Raw genomic sequence first — 21,620 nt, 5'->3', positions numbered from 1 at the left:
ATTCGGGGGCCATAAGTACTCTCAAGGCATCTACCTCATGACATCGGGTGGGCGAGCCTGCCTCTCAAACGGCTGTAGCTAAACTGCGTCGGCTTCATCGGCCGACGCGGCGAAGATAACGACCCGCTCGACAACTCGTCTCGCGAAAGTGACGAGAACGATTGCCGATCTACAAGGAGCAGACTCCATTGGAGCCAAGCACGTCGAGGTTGCGGCAGAGTTCGTTATTGGCGGACCGCTTAGGGATCTTTTTTGATCCGTTTCGAAAGTGAAGGACCTGGCCCCGTTCGCTCAATAATCCAGATACACGTAAAGCGCGAGTTTCTTCTTCGCGGCTTGAAGGATAGGCTGGCGGAAGTTGGTTTCGAATTCGTCGCGTTGCGAGGCGTCGGGCACTCGGGTGACGTCGAATGCTTCGAGCTCCTGGGCCAGGTGCTTGGTTTGATCGGGGTCGTGGACGCTGTAGTCGGCGGTTGGGGGACGCTCGTCGGTTAAGAAGGGGTTCACTTCCTCGGCGAGCAGCTGCGCGTCCCACGCCGGGTTACGATAGGGACGATGCCCAACGGCCTGCAGTTCGGACGTGCGATCGACCTGAAAATCGGGATCGCGACGCACGCCTTTCTTGGAAAGCAGAAGAAACCCGCGGGCGAAGTCGACCACGTCGGCGTCGGCCCCGTCTCCTAGACACTTGGCCTTGATGATCTTCGTGGCCGGTTTATCAAAGAGGGCGGCGACGAGCCGATCGATGTCGCCCCGCCGCTCGTCATCGGCGCCCGACGGGTACCACGTGTCGCTCGCCAGCAGCGAGGCAATCGCGGCGATTAATTCGGTTTCGCCCGCAGGTAGCCACGCGAGGCACTTCATGTTCGATCGCCTCCACGACATCACCTGCTGCGCTACGGCCTCGGCCAGCGGAAGCTTGCCGGCACAGCCGTTCTGGAAGGCCTGGAAATCGAAGGAGTGGAGTTGGTAGAGGGCCATGGTAGGAATTCACGATGAAGGAGATCGCTTCGGGACACCTCCGCCGAACTGCCTTGTCATGATGCCATTCGGGATGGATGAGTGCAATGGGACTGGTTGCAGTCTGGGGCCGGGGACGGCCCGGCTCACACGGGGATAGTGGGGCGGCACGATGTTTGGGGCCCATGGAGGACACTCATCGACGACGCATTCACGGCCGGTCTTGGAACAGCGAGACCCCATAGATGGGAAAGCCATCGGCGATGAAATACGAGATGAAGGCATCGAGGCCGGCGTTCTCGGGCCTGTTGTACCAGGCAGCGAAACTCTCGATCGTGTCGAACGCCATGTACTGACCATCGAACTTTCTATCGGCTTCGAGCGCGGCGACGATCTCTGCCAACGGGTGGCCGTTCATGCTCTTCGATTTCTCGACAAGCCAACGCACGAAACTGGTAGAGAATGAATGGGACTCGGCGTCGGTGAGGGTGAGAATATTAGCTGGGCTCGTCATAGGCTCTCCATACCGGTCGGCTACGGTCAGAAACTCCGTCGGCACTGTCTTGAGCTTGGCCCGGCGCACGGCCGAAGCCAAATCCTTTTGCAGCAGGGCGAGTAGTTCGGCGTATTCGTCCATAAGTGCTCTCAAGATGCTGGGTGCCACTGCTGGCTTGTCGAGCCCACGATCGTCGACGACGTCCTCCACCAAGCAGCGAACCACGAGCTCGCCGGGTTGCGGCTGACCAGCAGTGCTGAGGAACTATAAGTCTAACGCACTGCTGGTCATCGGGCAGAGCGGCGACTACCGGGAGAGTCCTCGTGCGGGTCGGAGCTCACTCGGCCCGCGGTGCCCGACAAGCCAGCAGTGGCACCCGGCGGGGTTCTGGGCGGCCGAAGGTCGGTGCCACTCGGGGATAGGGTCGACGAAGGGCGGGTGGGGAGTTGGCTGGTTGGCTACGTCCGGGGCCGGGGACGGCCCGGCTCACACGGGGGGACCAAAAGTGTCTGTGCCAGTGAAGGTAGGTGCGAGTGCCGTGCCCTACTTGCTTGTTTGATCCTGATGCGCCGGGCGGCGGTTGCGGCGTCGTACGCCGTACCCGAGGGCGAGGAGTCCGAGGATTGCGCTGGCGGCGAAGGGTTCGGGGACGGCGGTCGTGGGGGCGAGGACCGACGAGGACTGGCCGAACTGCGATTTCCATAGGGCGTAGTCTTTGGCATCGACGCCATCGAGTCCGTCGCCACGATGGTGGATGGCGTCTTCGCCCGCGGCTCCGAGATGGTCACGCCAGACGGTGTAGTCCGCCAGGTTGACGATGCCATCGTTGTTGAAGTCGCCGGCAAGGAGGGCTTCTGGGGCGACTTGAAGCACACCACTGCCAAGGATCTGCGACCATTCGAAGTCAGCCCCCGAACCAATGGCTCCATGGGTTCCTGGGCTTTGGACCACCCCCCCCAGCACCAGCTTGTTAACGATATCAACACCTTCGTACGTCAATTCGAGTTTCGCGTTTGCCAGCAGGAAGAGGTCCGCTGAATCTGCGAAATAGGGTTGCGTTAGACTAAGAGTTCCCGCATCCACCAAGGTGTCGCCGGTGTAAGTATTCATCCCCGTCAAAGTTAGTTTGCCGGTACCTATCTTTCGCAGTGATCCGGGGCCACTGGTGTGGTCGTGAATGGTTCCATGGAACGTTGAAGATCTGTTTCCACTGCCGACGGTCAGGGCCGCGCCCGAATCGGGGTCGGAAATCGAAATGGTACCCGAGGCCTCCTCGGCTTGTGTCAGACCGCCGGTACGGAAGGTCGCCCTATCGACCATGACGATGCTCTCTGTCGAGGCGAAGACAGTGTCGTTAGTGATGCTGACGAGGCCTCCTGAGCTGATCTCCACGATGCCCGCGCCCGCATCGCTCCCCAACTGCATGCCCCACGCTCCCAATCCCGTGAGTTTGGATCCATTGCCGATGACCTTCAAACGCCCACGGCTAATATCGGCTCTCCAAGATCCGTAGACGTTACCGCCGTTCTGAATCGTCAGGGTTGCGTCGTCTACCGTTACGGCGGCCTCCGATCCGAGCATGGGAAAGGCCTTAAGCTCGATGATTCGGTTGTCGACGATGAGTTCCCCTTCGGCCACGGCCAACCGCCCAATCCACGACACCCGAGTTGGGTCGGCTGGATTCTCAGCGATCGTTAAGGTACCGGTGCCGCGATGCCGAAAAATTCCCGAAGGCTCGCTATGGAGGGTCCCGTTATAGACAGTACTTGCGCCGTTGGCTCCTGTTTCGAAAGTCTGAGTCGACCATAGCAGGGTGCCGCCGCCAGTTAGAGCTCCGATGATGGGGTTGATCGACTCGGAAACGATCTTCAGCCCGTATTCGGTATTCAAGTGAACGGTTGAGTAATGCAAAGCCTGCGGATGATCGAGGTAGAGCTCGCCTTGGTTGATGATGGTGCTGCCCGTGAAGGTATTGGCACCCTCTAGCGTGAGAAAACCAGACCCCGATTTGGTGATGCCGCCTTCTCCGGAGATCGCGCCGGACACTATGAAACCGCTGCGTATGTCCCATTCCGTCATCGAAGGCAAATGGACATTGCTCGCGATCTCAAACATCCGAAAGAACCTTGGTAGGTCGGTGGTTACTCCTTGGGTAATGGTGAGCGTGCCGTTGTCTAGCGAAGCGGATTGCGAGCCGCCTGTGTAAAGCATCAGGGAATCGACGGTTCGGTCACCGGCCAAGTCAATAACCGGATAATTGCGGTATCCCAGTCCCACACTGGCACCGGATGGCGGGACGGTGCCTTTCGACCAATTGGCGGGATCACTCCAGCTATTGCTTGCCGCGCCAGTCCAATAGTGAATCTCCTGGGCTTCTGAGCCCGAGGTCGCTACGCCTTGCAAGATGACTTGAAGGACTACTGTCAGCGCGAGGAGAGATAAGCTCGAAGGCAAGCGGGATGGCATGGCTTGTTGTTCCGTCGCCTCGAAGGGGTTCCCACGAATAGATTCCGCAGCGCATTTTAGTCGGATTGCCGGTTGAACGCACGCACAAAAAAGGGCAGAGAGCGCACCGTGCGCTCTCTGCCTGTTGGGAATCGTGTGGGTCGAACGGTTAAGGGTCGGCTATTGGCCCCCCATCGACTCTTCGATCGTCTTCTGGATTTTCTCGAGGTTGAACGAGCCGGGGGATTGGCTCGGCGGGTATTCCTTCATCGACATGAGGAATTTCGCGCCGAGTTGTTGCATGGGGGCCAGCAAGTAGACGCGGTCGAGGAACCAGTCGTCGTAGGTGTTGGCGTTGTGCTGGGCCCGTTCGAACGGGTCGCGCCGCAGGTTGAACAGGAGCGGGACGCGGAGGTCGGTGAAGGGTTCGCGCCACACGCCGAACGCCTGGCCGCGGTTTTCGAGGAACACGGCTTTCCAGTCGTCGTAACGCATGGCGACGACTTGGCCGTCGTCGTTGACGTAGATGAACTCGTGGCGGGGCGACTCTTCGGTCTCGCCGGTGAGGTACGGCAGTTGGTTGTAGCCGTCGAGGTGGTTGCGGTACTCGCGTCCGTTGAGTTCGACGCCGGTGAGTAGCTTCTCCTTAATGTCGGTGTCGCCTGCGGCGGCGGCGAACGTGGTGAGCCAGTCTTCGTGCGACACGATGCCATTGAGCATCTTGCCGGCGGGGAAGTGGTCGGGCCAGCGGACGAAGCAGGGGACGCGATAGGCACCTTCCCAGTTCGAGTTCTTCTCGCTGCGGAACGGCGTGGTGCCGGCGTCAGGCCAGGTGTTGTAGTGGGGGCCATTGTCGGTCGAGTACATGACGATGGTGTTCTCGGCGAGTCCGAGTTCGTCGAGGTAGTCGAGCAGTTGGCCGACGTGAACGTCGTGCTCGATCATGCCATCGGTGTACTCGTCGTTCCCCTTGTGGCGATGCTCGTCGCGCACGTGGGTGCGGAAATGCATGCGGGTGCCGTTCCACCAGCAGAAGAAGGGCTTGCCGGCGTCCTTCTGCCGCTTGATGAAGTCCTTGGCGGCGGCGACGGTCTCGTCGTCGATGGTTTCCATCCGCTTCTTGGTGAGCGGCCCGGTGTCTTCGATGGTTTGGCCCCCTTTTCCATCGGCTTTGCATCGGAGCACGCCACGGGGTCCAAACACTTGCTTGAACGTGCGACCGTCGGCCATCTTCATGTCGGCGGGGTAGTCTTCGTTCTCGGGTTCTTCTTCGGCGTTGAGGTGGTAAAGGTTGCCGAGGAACTCGTCGAAGCCATGCATGGTGGGCAGGTGCTCGTCGCGGTCGCCCTGGTGATTCTTGCCGAACTGGCCGGTGGCGTAGCCGTTGTGCTTCATGACGGTGGCCATCGTGACGTCGGTCTTCTGCCAGCCTTCTTTGGCGCTGGGAATGCCGACCTTGGTCATGCCGGTGCGCACGGGAACGCAACCCCCGATGAACGCGGCGCGGCCGGCGGTGCAGCTTTGCTGGGCGTAGTAGTCGGTGAACGACAGGCCCTCTTTGGCGAGTCGGTCGATGTTGGGGGTGTGGTAGCCCATCATGCCGCGGCTATTGGCGCTGACGTTCCAGGTACCGATGTCGTCGCCCCAGATGACGAGCACGTTCGGCTTGTCCTGGGCGAAGGTGGCGGGCGCGACCAGCAGCAAGCCAGCCACGCCAAGGAGTAAACCTCTGAAGAGCCTCATGTCGCAACCTCCCGAAGACAAGTTTGAAAGCGCGAACCCGGCCAGTAATTGCGGGCGAGCTCGCCGGTTCCCCTTCCCGGCGGCAGGAATATCGCCTGCCGAGGGCGACCGACTCGCAATTCGCCAGCAATGCGGCCTGCGGGGCGGATCTAGAAAAGGACTACTCCGATCCAATATATCGAGCTTGCGGGCCGGAGATGCAAGATTCCCAAGGGAAACCTTCGCAAATGCTTGCTGGGCGGGTGAGTCGGTGGCCGAAGACATGGGGGTGCGTCGGTCGCAATCTGGCAAGAAGGTGGGATGGAGGGTTGGCGAGGTGTGGGAACGGCTCCCGCCGGCGGAGGCCTTTGGGCGTGGGGGAGTCTCGGGAGGCCGAAAGTCGGCGGCATCTGGCGTGGGGTAAGCCGCGGCCCCCTTGCGTGCTAGCCTGGGATGGTTAAACTACTGGGCTTAGCAGCGACGTGTAACGATAAGTCAAGTGAAACCCGTTTGATGCAAGGGCAATTGGGCCCTTGGGAAAAGGAGTGTAGCGCCCCCCGACCGCGAGAGCCAAATTGGCCCGCTCCGGCCCCGGTGGTCGGTGCTCGCCCTCTTGGTTCCGAGCATCAGGGGTGGTTGGACGCCAGGACACGAAGCACCGGATATTTTAGTTGCCCCCAGCGAGTTTATAGGTTTCGAGTATGCCGCTTACGAAGGAACGGAAAGAAGAGCTGATCGGTGATTTTGGACGCAAGTCGGACGATTCGGGTTCGGCTGAGGTTCAAATCGCGCTGCTTACCAGCCGCATCAGCGAGATGACCGAACACATGAAGCTGCACCCCAAGGACTATTCGAGTCGTCGGGGTTTGCTGCGGATGGTGAGCCGTCGTCGCCGTCATCTGGACTACACCAAGCGACACAACCCGCAGCTATACCTCGACCTGCTGCGTCGGCTTGAGATTCGTAAGTAATCTCGCCAGCCGCGAGTGGTTAGGGCCTAATTATATTCCGCCGGTAGCTTTCGTATCCCGGCCGCCCTGGTGCGGCTGGGTGCTGGGCCGGTTGGCCATTCTCTGTTGCCACCATGCGTCCCGAGTGCCGCTGCGCGTTCTGCGTAGCGTCCGCTGTTGGGCGTATCTCGCCGATCGGAGGCCGTTCTGGCACTCTTGTTCCCTGGGGCTCCTGAAAGCCGGCTAGGACTAGCAAGAAAGAAAAGATTGTGAACAGAGTACGTGTAGAAAAGCAAATTGGCAGTCAGGTGCTCAGCATCGAGACTGGTGCCCTCGCGAAGCAAGCCGCTGGTGCCTGCATGGTTCAATACGGCGAAACCGCCGTTCTGGTAGCCAGCGCCCACGACAAGCCTCGCCCCGGCATCGACTTCTTCCCCCTCACCTGCGACTACCGCGAGCGTCACGCCGCGGCTGGTAAGTTCCCCGGTGGCTTCCTGAAGCGCGAGGGTCGTCCTTCGACGAAGGAAACGCTGACATCGCGATTGATGGACCGTCCGATTCGTCCGATGTTCGCCGATGGCTTCATGGACGAAGTGCAGATTCAAGCCTTGGTGATGTCGAGCGATCGACAGAACGACGGCGACATCCTGGCGATGATCGGGGCGAGTGCCTCGCTGTGCATCTCGCACCTGCCGTTCCAGGGCCCGCTCGGTTCGATTCGGCTGGGTCAGGTGGACGGCGTGTTCGTTCCCTTCCCGACCGCCGACGAACTGGAAGTGAGCGACCTGGACCTGATTGTCTCGGGCACCAAGGACGCCATCCTGATGATCGAGGGCTTTGCCCGCGAGATGTCGGAAGACCGGATGGTCGAGGCGCTGCTCGAAGCCCACAAGTACGTGATCGCGATCTGCGACCTGCAGAATGAGTTGGCCGAGAAGGTCCAGCCGAAGAAGATGGACTTCGTCTCGCCTCCGAGCGATGGCCTCGCCGAGAAGCTTCAGGAGATGTACTACAACAAGCTGCACGCCGCGAAGCAAACTCCCGGCAAGCACGATCGTGCTGAGGCTTGTAGCGTGGTGAAGAAGGAAGCTCTGGAAACGCTGATCCCCGACCCGAACGCCGAGGGTGCTTACTCGTTGGCCTCGTTCGGCACCAAGTGGCACGCTCTGGAAGAGAAGGTCATCCGCGACCTGATCCTCGCCGGCACGCGTGCCGACGGGCGTGATCACAAGACGCTGCGTGCGATTGAGTGCGAAGTGGACGTGCTGCCCCGCGTGCACGGTTCGGCCGTGTTCCAACGTGGCGAAACGCAGGCCCTGATCACCGTGACCTTGGGTACGGGTCGTGACGAGCAGCGCGTGGATGGCATGTTCGAAGAGTACTCGAAGCACTTCATGCTGGACTACAACTTCCCCTCCTACTCGGTGGGCGAGTGCCGTCCGATTCGTGGCCCCGGTCGTCGTGAGATTGGTCACGGCATGCTGGCCGAGCGAAGCGTGAACCCGGTTCTTCCGCCGCACGACGAGTTCCCCTACACGATTCGCGTGATCTCGGACATCACCGAGTCGAACGGTTCGAGCTCGATGGCGAGCGTGTGCGGTGCGACGCTGGGCCTGATGGCCGCGGGCGTGCCGATCACGAATCCGGTGGCGGGTATCTCGATCGGACTGGTGAAGGACGGCGACAACTTCGTGTTGCTCACCGACATCATCGGCGACGAGGACCACTTCGGCGACATGGACTTCAAGATTGCCGGCACTCAGAACGGCATCACGGGCATTCAGCTCGACCTGAAGATCAAGGGCATCACCGAGGAAATCATCCGCGGTACGCTGATCCAGTCGCGCGAAGCACGCATGGAAATCCTGCGGGCGATGCTGTCGACCATTCAGCGTCCCCGTGCCGCCACGTCCGCGACGGCGCCTCGCTTGGTTCGGACGAAGATTGCTTCGGACAAGATCGGCATGCTGATCGGCCCTGGTGGAAAGAACATTCGTTCGATCCAGGAGGACACCGGTTCGCAGATCGATATCGACGAAGACGGCACCGTCACGATCGCCGCCGCCGACGAGGCATCGCTGAAGGCCGCGCTGTCGCGTGTGGAAGCGGTCACTGCCACGGTGCAGGTCGGTCGCATCTACGACGGCAAGGTGACGAGCATCAAGGACTTTGGTGCGTTCATCGAAATCCTGCCGGGCAAGGACGGTCTGTGTCACATCAGCGAGCTGTCGAACGAGTACGTCTCGAGCGTCGCGGACATCCTGAGCGTGGGTGATTCGATCCAGGTGAAGGTGATCGCCGTCGACGAGCAAGACCGCGTGAAGCTGAGCCGCAAGGCCGTGCTGGCCGAAGCCAATGGCGACGGCGGCAATGATGGCGACGACGCCTAGCCCATCGCCAACGAGCGATGCCTGAAAACCAAAGAACGGGCCCCGCTTGCGGGGCCCGTTTTTATTGCAGGATAATGGGAGAACGGATCACGCCACTCTCGCCGCGAACACGATGTCCGACCAAACCGCCACCGCCGTCCAGCGTCTGATGGAGCAGTACACCGAGATCGCTCGGCTAGCGGGGGCGCTTGCGCACGAGATCAAGAACCCGCTGTCGACGATTCGGCTGAACTTGCAGCTGCTGGCCGAAGACATTGAGGTCGAGCCCTCGCCGCATCAGCATCGATCGCTCCGCCGCGTGGCGACCATGCAGAGCGAGTGCAAGCGGCTGCAAGGTTTGCTCGACGACTTTTTGAACTTCGCGAAAGTTCGCCGGCTGACGCTGAAGCCCACGGACCTGAACCGCGAGCTCGACAACTTGCTCGACTTCTTCGCGCCCGAGGCGGAAGCCGCGGGAGTGACGGTGCGGCGGTACTTTGATCGCGAGCTACCAACGGTGCTGTTGGATCGCGATTCGTTCCGGGCCGCGGTGCTCAACCTGCTGATCAACGCCAAGCAGGCGATGGAGCAGGGGGGCGTGCTGACCGTCGCCACCACGGCCGAGGGAGAGTGGGTGCTGCTGCACTTGATCGACACGGGCTGCGGCATGGACGATCAAACGGCGGCGCGAATGTTCGAGACGTTCTTCTCAACCAAGCCAGGCGGCTCGGGGCTGGGACTGCCGACGACGAGTAAAATCATCGAAGCGCATGGCGGCGCGATTCGCGTCGAAACCGAAGAAGGCCGCGGCACGCATTTCACGGTGTCGCTTCCCGTGCCGGCGAGGTTGCCAGGGCAGGGGAGCGGGACGAGGGAAGTGATCGTACCGGAGTAACAAGGAGTTTTTGGCCACGGATGGACACGGATGTAACACGGATTGGGAATACGGAACACTAATCGGCGCTAATCTTCGCTAATAAAGACTCCGAGGAGGCATAAGCTTCGAAGTGCCTTACTCTCTGTTACCTCTGTTTGCTCCTGTTAAACTTACGTCCATCCGTGTTTCATCCGTGTTTCATCCGTGTCCATCTGTGGCTAAGAACCATCGTCGGAACCATCGAAGCAATATAGTCCTCTAAATCGTATGTCGAAGAGCAAAACAGCCCAAGTTGGTCCTCCGATTCACGTCCTCGTGGTGGACGACGATCGCGCGCATGCCGAAACGATCGCGGATAGCCTGTCGAGTCAGGGCTACGCCTGTACCATCGCCACGAGTGGCGAGGAGGGTGCCGAGCTGATGGAGCGGCGTGGGTTCGAGATCGTCGTAACCGACCTGCGGATGCCGAAGTTCGGTGGGCTGGAGATTCTGGCCAAAGCCAAGGACGACCTGCCCGACGCCGAGGTGATCATGGTCACTGGGCATGGCACCATCGAGTCGGCGGTCGAGGCGATGCGCGAGGGGGCGTCGCACTTTTTGCTCAAGCCGCTCGACCTAGGTCAGCTTCGCAGCGTGGTCGACAACGCGGCCCTCGCGCAGCACCTCCGCCGCGCAAACGCCGAGCTCAGCCGGCGACTCGACGAGAAGTTCGGCTTCGAGAGTTTGATCGGCAACAGCCCGCCAATGGTCGAACTGATCGAGCGAATGCGACGCATTGCTCCGACCGACGCGACGGTGTTAATCGAAGGCGAAACGGGGACGGGTAAGGAACTGGTTGCCCAGGCGATTCATCAAAACAGCCCGCGCAAGAATCGGCACTTCGTGGGGCTCAACTGCGCGGCACTCAGCGAGCACATTCTCGAGGGCGAGTTGTTCGGCAGCGTGCCGGGGGCGTTCACCGACGCCCGCGATCGCATGGGAAAGTTCGAGTATGCGGATGGCGGGACGCTGTTCCTTGACGAGGTGGGCGACATGCCAGTGCCGACGCAAATCAAGTTACTGCGGGTGCTCGAGAGCCGCGAGATCACGCGGGTGGGCAGCAACGAGACGGTGAAGGTCGACGTTCGGATTCTCTCGGCCACGAATCGCAATCTGGAAGAAGCGGTGGCGAAAGGGGATTTTCGCGAGGACCTTTACCATCGCTTAAAGGTGATCAGCCTGAAGCTGCCGAGCCTCGCCGAGCGGTCGCAGGACATCCCGCTGCTGGTGGATCACTTCATGAAGGTCCATGCCGCGCGGCATGGCAAGAAGATCAAGAGCATGACCACCGCCGCCCGCCGCCGATTGATGGCGTTTCACTGGACCGGCAACGTGCGGCAACTGTCGAACACGGTCGACAGCATGGTGGTGGTCGACTACGACGAAGTGCTCGACCTCGACGATTTGCCACCGGAGTTCAACCCGCCGGAAAGCGAGTCGGGTGGTTCGAGCGCCGACGGCCTGCACACACTCGTTGGTAAGCCGCTCGCGGAGATCGAAGGCCTGTTCATTGCCGAGACGCTCAAAGTCACGGGCGGTAATCGCGAAGAAGCAGCGACCATGCTCGGGATCGGTGAGCGGACGTTGTATCGGAAGATTAAGGAGTACGAGTTGTAGCAAGTGAGGCGAGCGGGGCCCGTCAGGGCCGTGGTCGGTTGGCACGTGAGCAGATGCATGTCATCCTGAGGGAGCCCTAGCGACTGAAGGATCTCGCGGAATAATCGACACGGATTTTGTCTCACGCAGAGGCGCAGAGACGCGAAGGATGGCTTATTTCCCTTGCAAGTTGGTTCAAGCGAACAGTAGAGCAACCGAGACGATTGCGCTACTCTCAATCGCAACCTAGATCCTTCGGTCGCTGACGCTCCCTCAGGATGACATAACCTTAAGCTCTCACGGACGAACTCTCATGCCTCGCATCCAACAACTCTCTGCTTCGGTCGTGAATAAAATCGCGGCTGGTGAGGTGATTGAGCGACCGGCTAGTGTCGTGAAGGAACTCTTGGAGAACTCGATCGACGCCGGGGCGACGCGGGTCGATGTGCGGCTCGAGGCCGGCGGGCGGGAGCTGATTCGTGTCACCGACAATGGCTGCGGCATCGAGGCGGACGACTTGATGCTCGCGGTGTCGAATCACGCGACCAGCAAGATTGTCTCGGCCGACGACCTGTTCGAAGTCGCGACGATGGGGTTTCGTGGCGAGGCGCTTGCATCCATTGCCGAAGTGAGTCGCACGCTGCTGCGGACGCGCACGGCCGAGTCCGCGAGTGGGTCGGAGCTGCGCGTGAACGGCGGCGTCGCCGAGCCCGTCGTGCCGGCCGGTTGTCCGGTGGGAACGACCATCGAAGTCCGCGACTTGTTCTTCAACACGCCGGTGCGGCAGCGATTCCTTCGCAGCCCGCAAACGGAGATTGGCCACGCGACCGAGGCGTTCGTACGGATCGCGCTGGCGCATCCCGAAGTCCATTGCCGACTGGAGCACGGGCAGCGCGAGGTCCACGACCTGCCACCAACCGACGATTGGCGGGTACGCATCGCGGCGCTGTTCGGGGACGAACTCGCGGACGCGCTGATCGAAGTCGAGAGTGTCGATCCGCCGATCTCGCTCAAGGGCTACGCCGCCAATCCGCAGTACAGCCGAGCGAACAATCGCCTGCAGTATCTTTTCCTCAATGGGCGGAACATACGCGATCGGGCGCTGCAGCACGCGCTGGGCGAAGCCTACCGTGGGCTCTTGCTGACGGGGCGTTACCCGATTTGCTTCCTCAGGTTTGACATGCCGGCGAACTTGGCCGACGTGAACGTCCATCCGACGAAGCTCGAAGTACGTTTTCAGGACGGCGGGAGGCTCTACAGTCAACTATTGAGCACGCTGCGGACTAAGTTCCTGTCGAGTGATCTTCGCGCTGGACCGGGAGGGCAGGGGGTATCGCCGACGTGCGAGGAGGACCTCGCCGCTTCCGGAACGAGTTCGATCGTCGAGTGGGCGAAGGACCAGCTGACGCAGCGGCGGTTCGATTCGGCTTCCGCGCCAAGTCCTTCGATGCGACCGGTGGGCGAGCCGCTGGTGATGCATCGGCTGCCGCAGCCGTTTCGGCCGTTCCCGGAGGCAGGTGGTGTGAGACCTATGCCACGTGCGGAAGAGGTTAGTGCGGAGGGTGGGGCCGACGATATCGCCGACGCTGCGGCTAACCTGCAAGCGGCGGCGGTGGTGCGCGAGTCGGGGGCTAAAGCGATTCAGTTGCACAATCGCTACTTGATCGTCGAAACCGAACATGGCATGGAGATCATCGATCAGCACGCGTTGCACGAGCGGATTTTGTACGAACAGATTCGCGCGAAAGTCGCGGCGGGACAACTCGAATCACAATCGCTCTTGGTCCCCGAACCGGTGGACTTGGCGGCGGACGAGGCGGCGGCGGTGCTCGAGCATCGCGAGTTGCTCAAGAAACTCGGCGTCGCGGTCGAACCCTTCGGGGGCGATACGGTCCTGGTCTCTAGTTATCCGGCAATGCTCGCGAACTTGCCCCCGCGCGAGGTGCTCGGCGAAGTGGTCGATCGGCTGATGTCGTCCGATCGGCTCCCCGAGGCGACCGATTTGCTCGACGAACTGCTCCATACCGTCGCCTGCAAGGCCGCGGTAAAATACGGCGACCGACTAACCTCCGAGGAAATCACGGCCCTACTGGACCACCGCCACTTGACCGAAAACCACCACCACTGCCCCCACGGCCGGCCAACGGCCCTGGTGTTCAGCTGCGACGACCTGGATAAGCAGTTTAAGCGGATTTAAGGGTGAGGCCTGGGGCTTGAGGCTCGGGACTCGGGACTGGAGGAGATAATAGTCGTTTGAAGTGGCAGCCCTTCTCAGTCAGAATAGCGGTTTAGCAAACTTGAAGTATCGGGCAGCCCCCAGCCCCCAGCCCCCAGCCCCCAGCCCATGATTTGCGTTTCCATAGGCCGAAGTCGTCACAAGCACTTGCTCGCGGAGTACCAGGAACTGGTAAAGCGCGGCGCGAAGCTGGTGGAGTTGCGGATCGACTACGTGGCGAGCCGGCTGAACTTGCAGCGATTGCTGAAGGACCGGCCCTGCCCGGTAGTGATCACGTGCCGTCGCGAAGAGGATGGTGGCAAGTGGCAAGGAACCGAAGAAGCCCGACAGATGGTGCTCCGCGAGGCCATCGCGCTGCAGTCCGAGTACGTCGACATCGAAGACGACATTGCCGCCAAGATACCGCGCTACGGCAAGACGAAGCGGATCATCAGCTACCACAACTTCCGCCACACGCCCGACGATCTGATCGAGATCTACGATCGCCTCGCCGCGCTCGACGCCGATGTGGTGAAGATCACGACGATGGCGCAGAATCCCCACGATAATGTGCGGATGCTGGAGATGGTGAAGCAGGCGAAGCTGCCGACCGTGGGCATGTGCATGGGGGACATCGGCACCCCGTCGCGTATCTTGCTGGCAAAGTACGGCGGGCCTTTTACCTACGCGACCTTCCATCACGAGCGAGTCCTCGCGCCAGGGCAACTGTCGTTCGACCAGATGAAGGACATCTATCGCTACGAGTCGATCAATGCCGACACCGAGGTGTTTGGCGTGATCGCCGATCCGATTGCTCACAGCCTGAGTCCGCACATCCACAACGCGGCGCTCGCCGAGCAGGGGATCAACGCGGTGTACGTGCCGTTCCGCGTGCCAGCCGATTCGCTGGGGCAGTTCATCGAGGACGTGCCGAAGCTCGGCATTAAGGGCTTGAGCGTTACTATTCCGCACAAAGAGACCGTGTTCAAACATGGCATCAAAGCGACGCCGGCTGCGAAAGGGATTAAGGCCGCCAACACGCTGCTGTTCCGCGATGGCGAGTCGATTGGTTGCAACACCGACTGCACCGCCGCGATGGATTCGCTCGAACTAGCCATGGGCGGGCTCGGCCAGAAGCCGAGTCCGCTGCAAGACAAGCGAGTGCTGCTGCTGGGTGCGGGTGGTGCATCGCGGGCGATTGCGTTTGGACTTAAGCAGCGCGGCGCGCGAACCGTCATCGCCAGCCGCACTCGCGATCGTGCCGACAAGCTGGCCGCCGAGTTCGGTGCGAAGTCAGTCGAGTGGCAAGCCCGCCACACGGTGCCTGCCGACGTGGTAATCAATGGCACGCCGATCGGCATGCATCCCAACGTCGACGAGACCCCCTTCAACCGCTCGTACCTGAAGCCCTCGATGCTGGTATTCGACACGGTTTACAATCCCGAGTCGACGCTGTTGATCAAGGAAGCCCGTAGTCATGGCTGCCACGTGGTGACCGGCGTCGAGATGTTCGTTCGCCAGGCAGGATTACAGTTCAACCTTTTCACGGGACAGGAACCGCCGCTGGAGACGATGCGTGCGACTCTCAAGCGCGTGACGGGGCCAGTGAAGTAGTGGGGCTGTTGGCTATAAGCTGTAGGCCGGAAGATTTAAGTAACTGTTGACTCTCGCCATCTGCCACTCGTCCATGACTCTCGACCGTAAGTTGTTCCTCGTTGGTTACCGTGGCACGGGGAAAACGACCGTGGCGAGGGAGCTTGCCGAGCTGCTCGGTAGTGATTGGGTCGATGCGGACGACCAGATCGAGCTGCGTGGCCATCGAACGATCGCGGAGATCTTTGCCGAGGATGGCGAGCAGGGGTTCCGCGATATTGAAGAGGAAGTAGTGAGCTCGCTAGCCGCGGGACCTAACCAAGTGGTGGCACTGGGCGGCGGAGCTGTGCTGCGCGAGTCGAACCGCGCCGCGATCGCGGGGCATCACGTCGTGTGGCTCGTTGCGTCCCCCAAGGTGCTTGCGGGGCGACTCACGGCCGATGAAACCTCGGCATCCCGGCGGCCCAGTTTAACCGGCGCGGGGCTGGTGGAGGAAATCGAGCAAGTGCTCGCCGTGCGGACGCCGATCTACCAGCAGTGTGCTACGATGGTCGTGAGCACCGAAGGCCGGTCGCCCCGCGAGATCGCGGCAGAAATCCACGGCATGCTAGCCGGCAACTAACGACATGAAGTCATGCAGGCCCTTCTCGCCCTTCCGCTGCCGCTGCGATTGGCACTGGTGTTCGTCGTCGCCGCGGTACTGGCATCGCTCGCCAACGCGGCTATCTATCACTTCGCCTGGCGGCGACGCTTGCGTTCCCCCTGGCAACCTGTGCCCGAAGGCGTCGCGTCGCGGACATGGTTCGATTGCCTTCCAATCGTCGGCTGGTGGCAATTGCGGCGCGAGTCGACGATCCACGGCCCTGGGCATTGGGTCCGGCCGATGCTCATCGAGCTGTTGTTTCCGCTTGGCATCGCGTGGCTCTACTGGTGGGAGACCGAGGCGTTCGGTCTCCTTGCCGAGCAGGTGCCGGGGCAGTTCGGCAAGCTCGACTCCACGCCGCTGGTGGGCATTGTGCACATCGAGTTCTTCGCCCACGCGATGCTGGCGTGGTTCATGCTGATTGCCACGTTCATCGACGCCGACGATCGCATCATCCCCGATACGGTCACCGTCCCCGGGACCCTGCTGGGACTAGTGCTGGCGACGCTTGCCCCGATGGCGCTCTTACCTCAAATCACCAACACGCCGGTGGCCCCCATTGTCGGCGTGCCTCTCACCACTCGCGGCGGCGCGCCGGTTGATCTCTACTTAGAGCCTGTTCACTTGGCCGCCGCCAGCCCATGGCCTGCCGAACTTCTCGCTCCGGCGCCCAACGTTTACTCGCTGCTGATCGCACTTGGCTGCTACTGGCTCTGGTGCTTTGCCTTCGTCCGCCGGCGATGGCTTGCAAGGCGAGGATTCGGGCGCGCCGTGCAGTACTTCTTTGTGCGTATCGTCCGCGACTGGTGGACGGTGCCCCTCCGTGAAGTGACGGCGATTGGCACGGTGCTCGTCACGCTTGTGTGGTGGTGGGGTGGCGGGGCGTGGGTCGGACTGCTGTCGTCCCTTGTTGGCCTTGTGGGTGCGGGTGGCGTGGTGTGGCTGATTCGCATCTTCGCCGGCGCCGCGCTCCGCCGCGAGGCGATGGGCTTTGGCGACGTGCTTCTGATGATGATGATTGGCACCCTCATCGGCTGGCAAGCGGGCGTGATCGTGTTCTTCGCCGCTCCGTTTGCGGCGCTCGTCTACGGCTTGGTACAACTCATCGCCCGGCGAGATAACGAGCTCCCCTACGGACCTTTCCTCTGTGCGGCCACTGTCCTAGTGATCGTTCGCTGGGGTGCTATTTGGCTGTGGATCCAGACGGCGTTCATGGTGCCCTGGCTAGTTCCGGCGGTGCTGGTGGTGTGCCTAGTGCTGTGTGGCGCGATTCTATCGGTCTATCAAGCCGCCAAGGACCGCCTTCTGGGACCCCAGCAGGCACGGTAAACCTGCTTGAGTGACCTAGGTTTGGGAGTAAATGGCTCCCCGCCCGGTTCACTCAAGCATGCTCTGGTTCACGAACATCGACGACCTCGTTGCCCACCGCGATCGCGTTGCGCGAGGTCGCTACGGCGTGATCGAATGCGCGTCGGGCGAGTTTCGCCGGCTGTGGTTTCGCCCCTGGCCTAAGCTGATGTCGCTGCCCGAAGTGTGGCCGGTGCGGTGGAAGTTCCACGCCCGGGGCCCGCAGGACCGTTGCCTGCTGTACTTCAATCAGCCGCTTGGCATGGACAACTTTCTCGCGCTGCGGTACATCGTGTCAAGCGACGGAACGAGCTACGCCACATTCCGCGCAGCGCTCGCGGCGCTCGACCAAGTGGCTGCGATCAAGCGGACCGACGCGATCGTTTGCGACGCGGCGAATCTGCGACTCACCGATCGCCTGATGGCACGCTGGGGCTGGTCGCAGCACAAGCCACAGCGGTGGCACCGCAACTTTATCCGGCGTTTCTATGGCGAATATCCTGCGAACTGCGTGATTAGCTAGATTCGCCCTGCTAGCACCGACTGCCCCCCCGAATGCTTGCTATTGTGGCTGCCAGTCGCGGTTGCTAGGATCTGCCGCGCTAAAGCTGACAAGTGGTGCCAGCTTGCCCCGCCTCGTGCCCGCCCGCGAGATTCATGTCCCTTCGCTCCGCCACCCTCGCCTGGATGCTGCTCGCCGTCGTGATGACGACCGGTTGCGGACGAGTTGTGTTCACGCCGAAGGGTGCCCAGGCACCGGGCCAACCGATCGCGCTCACACCACAGCAGCAAACGCAACTCGCGATGCAGCAACAACAGTTGCAGCAACGTGCCGACGCGCTTGATCGCGACAATCAAGAACTCGAAGCCTTGCTTGCCCAGTCTCGACAACACGAACAGTTGATGCGCGACCAGACCGTGGCGATGCAGGAACAGCTCAAGGCGACCAGCGATCGCCTCGCCGCGCTGCACACCGACAATCAGCAATTGCAGAGCCGCACTCAGGCCCTAACGGCGAGCGTTCAGCAGCCCGTTGGTGCCGAGATTCGGGCAAACAACACACTGCTCAAGCCGCTGCAAAGCGCTAACATGCCGGGTGTGAACGTGCGGCAGGATGGCGATACGATTCGCGTGACCATTGCTGGCGACACGCTGTTCGCCCCGGGCTCCGCTCAGTTGCAGCCGGGCGCGGACCAACTGCTGCGTCAGGTCGCCTCGGACCTGATGACCAACTACCCCGACCACCGCATCGGCATCGAAGGCCACACCGACAACCAGTCGGGCATGTCGGCTCAGTACCCGTCGCCCCACCATCTGTCAGTCGCCCAGGCGACCACGGTCTACGAGCTGCTCCGGCAGTCGCTGGGGGCTTCGGCCGAGCAGTTGTTCGTCATTGGTCACGGCGCAAACCACCCGCAGGTGTCCAACGCCACCCCCGCCGGCCAGGCGCAGAACCGTCGCATCGAGCTGGTGGTCTACCCCGAAACGACTCGCCGCCAGTAAGCGGCCACTCTCGTTGGCGACTTCTTTGGGCTAAACTGGGATGGTTGTCACACCCCCAAGACTCAGCCCCCGCCCCAGCATTGATCGCGATCGTCAACTACGAAATGGGTAACCTCCGCAGCGTCCAGAAGGCGCTGGAGAGCTTAGGCTACGAGGCCGAAGTGACGGACAACCCGGCGAAGATCGCCGCGGCGGACAAGATGATCCTGCCTGGCGTGGGTGCTTACTCCGACGCCATTGCCGCGCTTCGCGAGCGGAACCTCGTCGAGCCACTTCGCAAAGTGATCGCCAGCGGCAAGCCAACGCTTGGCATCTGTCTCGGCATGCAGCTGCTGTTCGAGACCAGTTACGAGGATGGCGAGCACCAGGGGCTTGGCATTCTTGGCGGCAAGGTGGTGAAGTTCGATATCCCGCGCGAGTACAAAGTGCCGCACATGGGATGGAACCAGATCACCAAGTGCAAAGAGTCGCCGCTGTTCGCGGGCATCGACGAAGGGGCGTACTTCTACTTCGTGCACTCGTACTACATCGTGCCAACGGATTCGTCGATTGTTGCAACTACTACCGACTATCCGCAGCCCTTCACCAGCAGCGTCGAGCTGGGCAATCTGTACGCGACCCAGTTCCACCCCGAAAAGAGCCAAACGGTCGGGCTGAAGCTGCTGGCGAACTTCGCGGCGCTGTAAAACGGTCGCCGGCGATCAGTTCCCCTTGTCGTTCTGCTCGGCCATCCATTTGTCGAGCGCGATGCGCATCTCGTCGAGCTTCGCGGCGTAGGCGGGGTCGTCGATCAGATTGCGGAGTTCCTTGGGGTCCGACGCCGTGTCGTACAGCTCTTCCGGCACGCGATGCTGGTAGCGTCGAACCACCGCGGCCGCGTGCTCGTCGGTCTTTGCCTTCTCGACCCAACTCGCCCAGTAGGGGGAGTCTTCAGCGACCTTCGTCACGTGCGAAGTAAATACATTCTCGGGCTCCAAGTTGCGAATGTACTTATACCGACCATCGTGCATCGCTCGAGACGCGAAGTCGTTGAATTCGCCGTCGCCCGAATGGGTGACGAAAATCACGTCGCGATGGGTGTCCGTGTCGCCCTCGAGTACCGGCAGGAACGAACGCCCGTCGATGCCCTTCGGCGTTTCGCCACCGGCGGCCTCGAGCAGTGTGGGCAGAATGTCGACCCACTGCACCTTGGCATCGGTGCGGACGTTCTCGGCGACCTGCTTCGGCCACACCGCGATCATCGGCGTGCGGATACCTTCGTCGTACAGGTTCCACTTCGCGAACGGCCACTGGGCACCGTGGTCGCTGGTGTGCAGGAACAACGTGTTTTCGCCGAGCTTCTCGTACGCGGCATCGAACACTTGGCCCAGATCGCGGTCCATCCGCTGAATGGCTTGGTAGTACTTCGCCCGGGCTCGCCGAGTGTCGGGGGTGCGCACGTGATGAAACGGGATGTCGATATTCTTTGCAACCACGTCGGTCGCCGGTGGCCAAGGCACGTGCGGCCAGTTGGTACCGACGAACAGCACGAGCGGCTTATCACTGTCGCGCTCGTTGAGCCATTTGACGGCCTCGTTCACGCATTGGTCCTGGTGGTAGTCGAACAGCTTTGCAATATCAAAACCGTACTCGGAAGTTTGGCGGTAATGACCCACCTTGCCGAACGACACCACCTCGTATCCAAGGTTCTGAAAATACGCCGGCAGCTTCTTGATATCCTTCCGCGGTCGGGCGTGATTGAACTCGGCCCCGTTTCGCGCCGGCATCAACCCTGTCAGCAGCGCCGCACGACTGGGGGCACACGAGGGGGAGACTACAAAGGCATTGTCGAACGTCATCCCATGCTGAGCCACCCGCCGCATGTTGGGTGTGTCGAGGTCGACCGAGCCGTACAGCGACGAGTCGATCCGCGTGTGATCGTCCGAGAGGAAGACGACGATGTTGGGTGGACTTGCTGCTTGAGCAGCGAGCGAACCGAGGAAAAGGACGCAAGCGGCAATAGTACAAAAAGACGACAGCATGGCACTTCGGAAGGGGTTCGAAAGTAGCGAACAGGCACGTGCTCCATTCTAAGCCAGTTAACCCACGAACTGCACGCGAGTGGCCGGACTTTTCTCGAAGTTTGACGCTGAAATTGCAAGAATCTGGGTCCGAATTTGGGTCGAAAGCATGTCGCCTAAGGCGACGATTGGAGCCAGTAGTGGGACCGTGATTGTCCCAACGGTCAAGCTCTCTTGTCCGCGGCCTACATTGCTTGTCCCAAGTCGCTGCGAAATCTGCGTAGGGCCATGATCGTTAGCGCAATGAAGGTGAAAAGAACCAGGCCTTGGGTGATGGCGAAGGGTGGTTCGTTTTGCTTGGGAGCTAGTTCTGTGAGTGCCGGGACCTTTTGGAATAGCTGTACTACCAAGACAAAGAAATTGAAATAGAGCGACAGCACGGCGGTCGTGATGAACGTCGCACGCCATGCTCCGGCCAGCCGCCCGCCGTAGAGGGCGTAGCTCGCGACCGCCAGCGTAATGAGCGATAGAATGCCGACGGCGATTCCTGGTGTGAAACCGTGGAAGGGAAAGAAGAATCCTGTCACGCTGGTCGCCAGAGTTGACGCGAGAAAGACGGCGGTCCAGCCTCTGAACAGCTTGCCGGCGAGCAGCCCTGAGAGCACGCCAAACCCCGCGGCAATTCCCGCCAAGCTGATCAGGATGTGGACGAGCGTAAAATACTGTAGCGTCATGGGGATGCCCTGATAACTCTGCGCCTGCGGAGGAATCACAGCTTACCTTCGGCGACCCTTCATGCCTAGCTGATTGGCTGGCGGGTTCGCGCTCTGGGATCTTGAATAGAGACGCGTGAAGCGCCGTAACG

17 protein-coding genes and 1 pseudogene are annotated in these 21,620 nt (G+C 61.2%); 12 read left to right on the top strand and 6 right to left on the bottom strand.

The window, feature by feature from the left end:
• Positions 1–109: 109 nt before the first annotated feature.
• Positions 110–256: pseudogene (locus tag SH292x_RS08240) on the top strand (hypothetical protein); the annotation flags it as partial.
• A 35-nt stretch (positions 257–291) separates the two neighbouring features.
• On the opposite strand, the gene SH292x_RS08235 reads toward SH292x_RS08240, so the two are convergent.
• The 4 genes from SH292x_RS08235 to SH292x_RS08220 all read right to left on the bottom strand — a co-directional run bounded on the left by SH292x_RS08235 (position 292) and on the right by SH292x_RS08220 (position 5,644).
• Entirely contained in the window at positions 292–981 is a 690-nt protein-coding gene (locus SH292x_RS08235; protein ID WP_442485118.1) for a hypothetical protein, read from the bottom strand.
• Positions 982–1,171: 190 nt separating this feature from the next.
• On the bottom strand, positions 1,172–1,681 hold the full coding sequence (locus tag SH292x_RS08230; protein WP_442485117.1) for a hypothetical protein: 510 nt from the start codon (positions 1,679–1,681) through the stop codon (positions 1,172–1,174).
• A gap of 318 nt (positions 1,682–1,999) precedes the next feature.
• Positions 2,000–3,922 carry an autotransporter-associated beta strand repeat-containing protein gene (locus SH292x_RS08225; protein ID WP_442485116.1) on the bottom strand — a complete coding sequence of 641 codons (1,923 nt, stop codon included), beginning with the start codon at positions 3,920–3,922 and terminating at the stop codon, positions 2,000–2,002.
• A 159-nt stretch (positions 3,923–4,081) separates the two neighbouring features.
• The gene (locus SH292x_RS08220) at positions 4,082–5,644 is read right to left on the bottom strand and encodes an arylsulfatase (protein WP_442485115.1); all 1,563 of its coding nucleotides are present in this window, start codon (positions 5,642–5,644) and stop codon (positions 4,082–4,084) included.
• A gap of 680 nt (positions 5,645–6,324) precedes the next feature.
• Between SH292x_RS08220 and rpsO the strand changes: the two genes are divergently transcribed.
• The 11 genes from rpsO (at position 6,325) to hisH (ending at position 19,441) form a co-directional block, all read left to right on the top strand.
• A complete protein-coding gene (gene rpsO, locus SH292x_RS08215; RefSeq protein ID WP_442485114.1) occupies positions 6,325–6,594 on the top strand; it encodes a 30S ribosomal protein S15 in 270 nt (89 codons plus the stop codon).
• Positions 6,595–6,842: 248 nt separating this feature from the next.
• Positions 6,843–8,963, top strand: coding sequence for a polyribonucleotide nucleotidyltransferase (gene pnp / locus SH292x_RS08210; protein ID WP_442485113.1), 2,121 nt, complete (start codon positions 6,843–6,845; stop codon positions 8,961–8,963).
• 112 nt (positions 8,964–9,075) lie between these two features.
• The gene (locus SH292x_RS08205; protein WP_442485112.1) at positions 9,076–9,837 is read left to right on the top strand and encodes a two-component system sensor histidine kinase NtrB; all 762 of its coding nucleotides are present in this window, start codon (positions 9,076–9,078) and stop codon (positions 9,835–9,837) included.
• A gap of 249 nt (positions 9,838–10,086) precedes the next feature.
• The gene (locus tag SH292x_RS08200; protein ID WP_442485111.1) at positions 10,087–11,475 is read left to right on the top strand and encodes a sigma-54-dependent transcriptional regulator; all 1,389 of its coding nucleotides are present in this window, start codon (positions 10,087–10,089) and stop codon (positions 11,473–11,475) included.
• A gap of 292 nt (positions 11,476–11,767) precedes the next feature.
• Positions 11,768–13,651: a DNA mismatch repair endonuclease MutL gene (gene mutL / locus SH292x_RS08195; protein ID WP_442485110.1), complete on the top strand. Its 1,884-nt coding sequence runs from the start codon at positions 11,768–11,770 to the stop codon at positions 13,649–13,651.
• A gap of 147 nt (positions 13,652–13,798) precedes the next feature.
• A complete protein-coding gene (aroE, locus tag SH292x_RS08190; protein ID WP_442485109.1) occupies positions 13,799–15,283 on the top strand; it encodes a shikimate dehydrogenase in 1,485 nt (494 codons plus the stop codon).
• A gap of 73 nt (positions 15,284–15,356) precedes the next feature.
• Complete coding sequence (locus tag SH292x_RS08185; RefSeq protein ID WP_442485108.1) at positions 15,357–15,884, top strand: shikimate kinase; 528 nt, start codon at positions 15,357–15,359, stop codon at positions 15,882–15,884.
• Positions 15,885–15,896: 12 nt separating this feature from the next.
• Positions 15,897–17,234: a prepilin peptidase gene (locus SH292x_RS08180; RefSeq protein WP_442485107.1), complete on the top strand. Its 1,338-nt coding sequence runs from the start codon at positions 15,897–15,899 to the stop codon at positions 17,232–17,234.
• 58 nt (positions 17,235–17,292) lie between these two features.
• Positions 17,293–17,775: a hypothetical protein gene (locus SH292x_RS08175; RefSeq protein ID WP_442485106.1), complete on the top strand. Its 483-nt coding sequence runs from the start codon at positions 17,293–17,295 to the stop codon at positions 17,773–17,775.
• Positions 17,776–17,909: 134 nt separating this feature from the next.
• Positions 17,910–18,755 carry an OmpA/MotB family protein gene (locus SH292x_RS08170; RefSeq protein ID WP_442485105.1) on the top strand — a complete coding sequence of 282 codons (846 nt, stop codon included), beginning with the start codon at positions 17,910–17,912 and terminating at the stop codon, positions 18,753–18,755.
• A gap of 80 nt (positions 18,756–18,835) precedes the next feature.
• A complete protein-coding gene (gene hisH, locus SH292x_RS08165; RefSeq protein WP_442485104.1) occupies positions 18,836–19,441 on the top strand; it encodes an imidazole glycerol phosphate synthase subunit HisH in 606 nt (201 codons plus the stop codon).
• Positions 19,442–19,456: 15 nt separating this feature from the next.
• Here hisH and SH292x_RS08160 read toward each other — a convergent pair whose 3' ends face one another.
• Entirely contained in the window at positions 19,457–20,776 is a 1,320-nt protein-coding gene (locus SH292x_RS08160; protein WP_442485103.1) for a sulfatase family protein, read from the bottom strand.
• A 224-nt stretch (positions 20,777–21,000) separates the two neighbouring features.
• Positions 21,001–21,489: a hypothetical protein gene (locus SH292x_RS08155; RefSeq protein WP_442485102.1), complete on the bottom strand. Its 489-nt coding sequence runs from the start codon at positions 21,487–21,489 to the stop codon at positions 21,001–21,003.
• Positions 21,490–21,620 lie beyond the last annotated feature (131 nt).

Source organism: Aeoliella fuhlenseeensis (assembly GCF_052161615.1).
Classification (GTDB): domain Bacteria; phylum Planctomycetota; class Planctomycetia; order Pirellulales; family Lacipirellulaceae; genus Aeoliella.
This window is presented reverse-complemented; position numbering and strand designations above follow the sequence as displayed.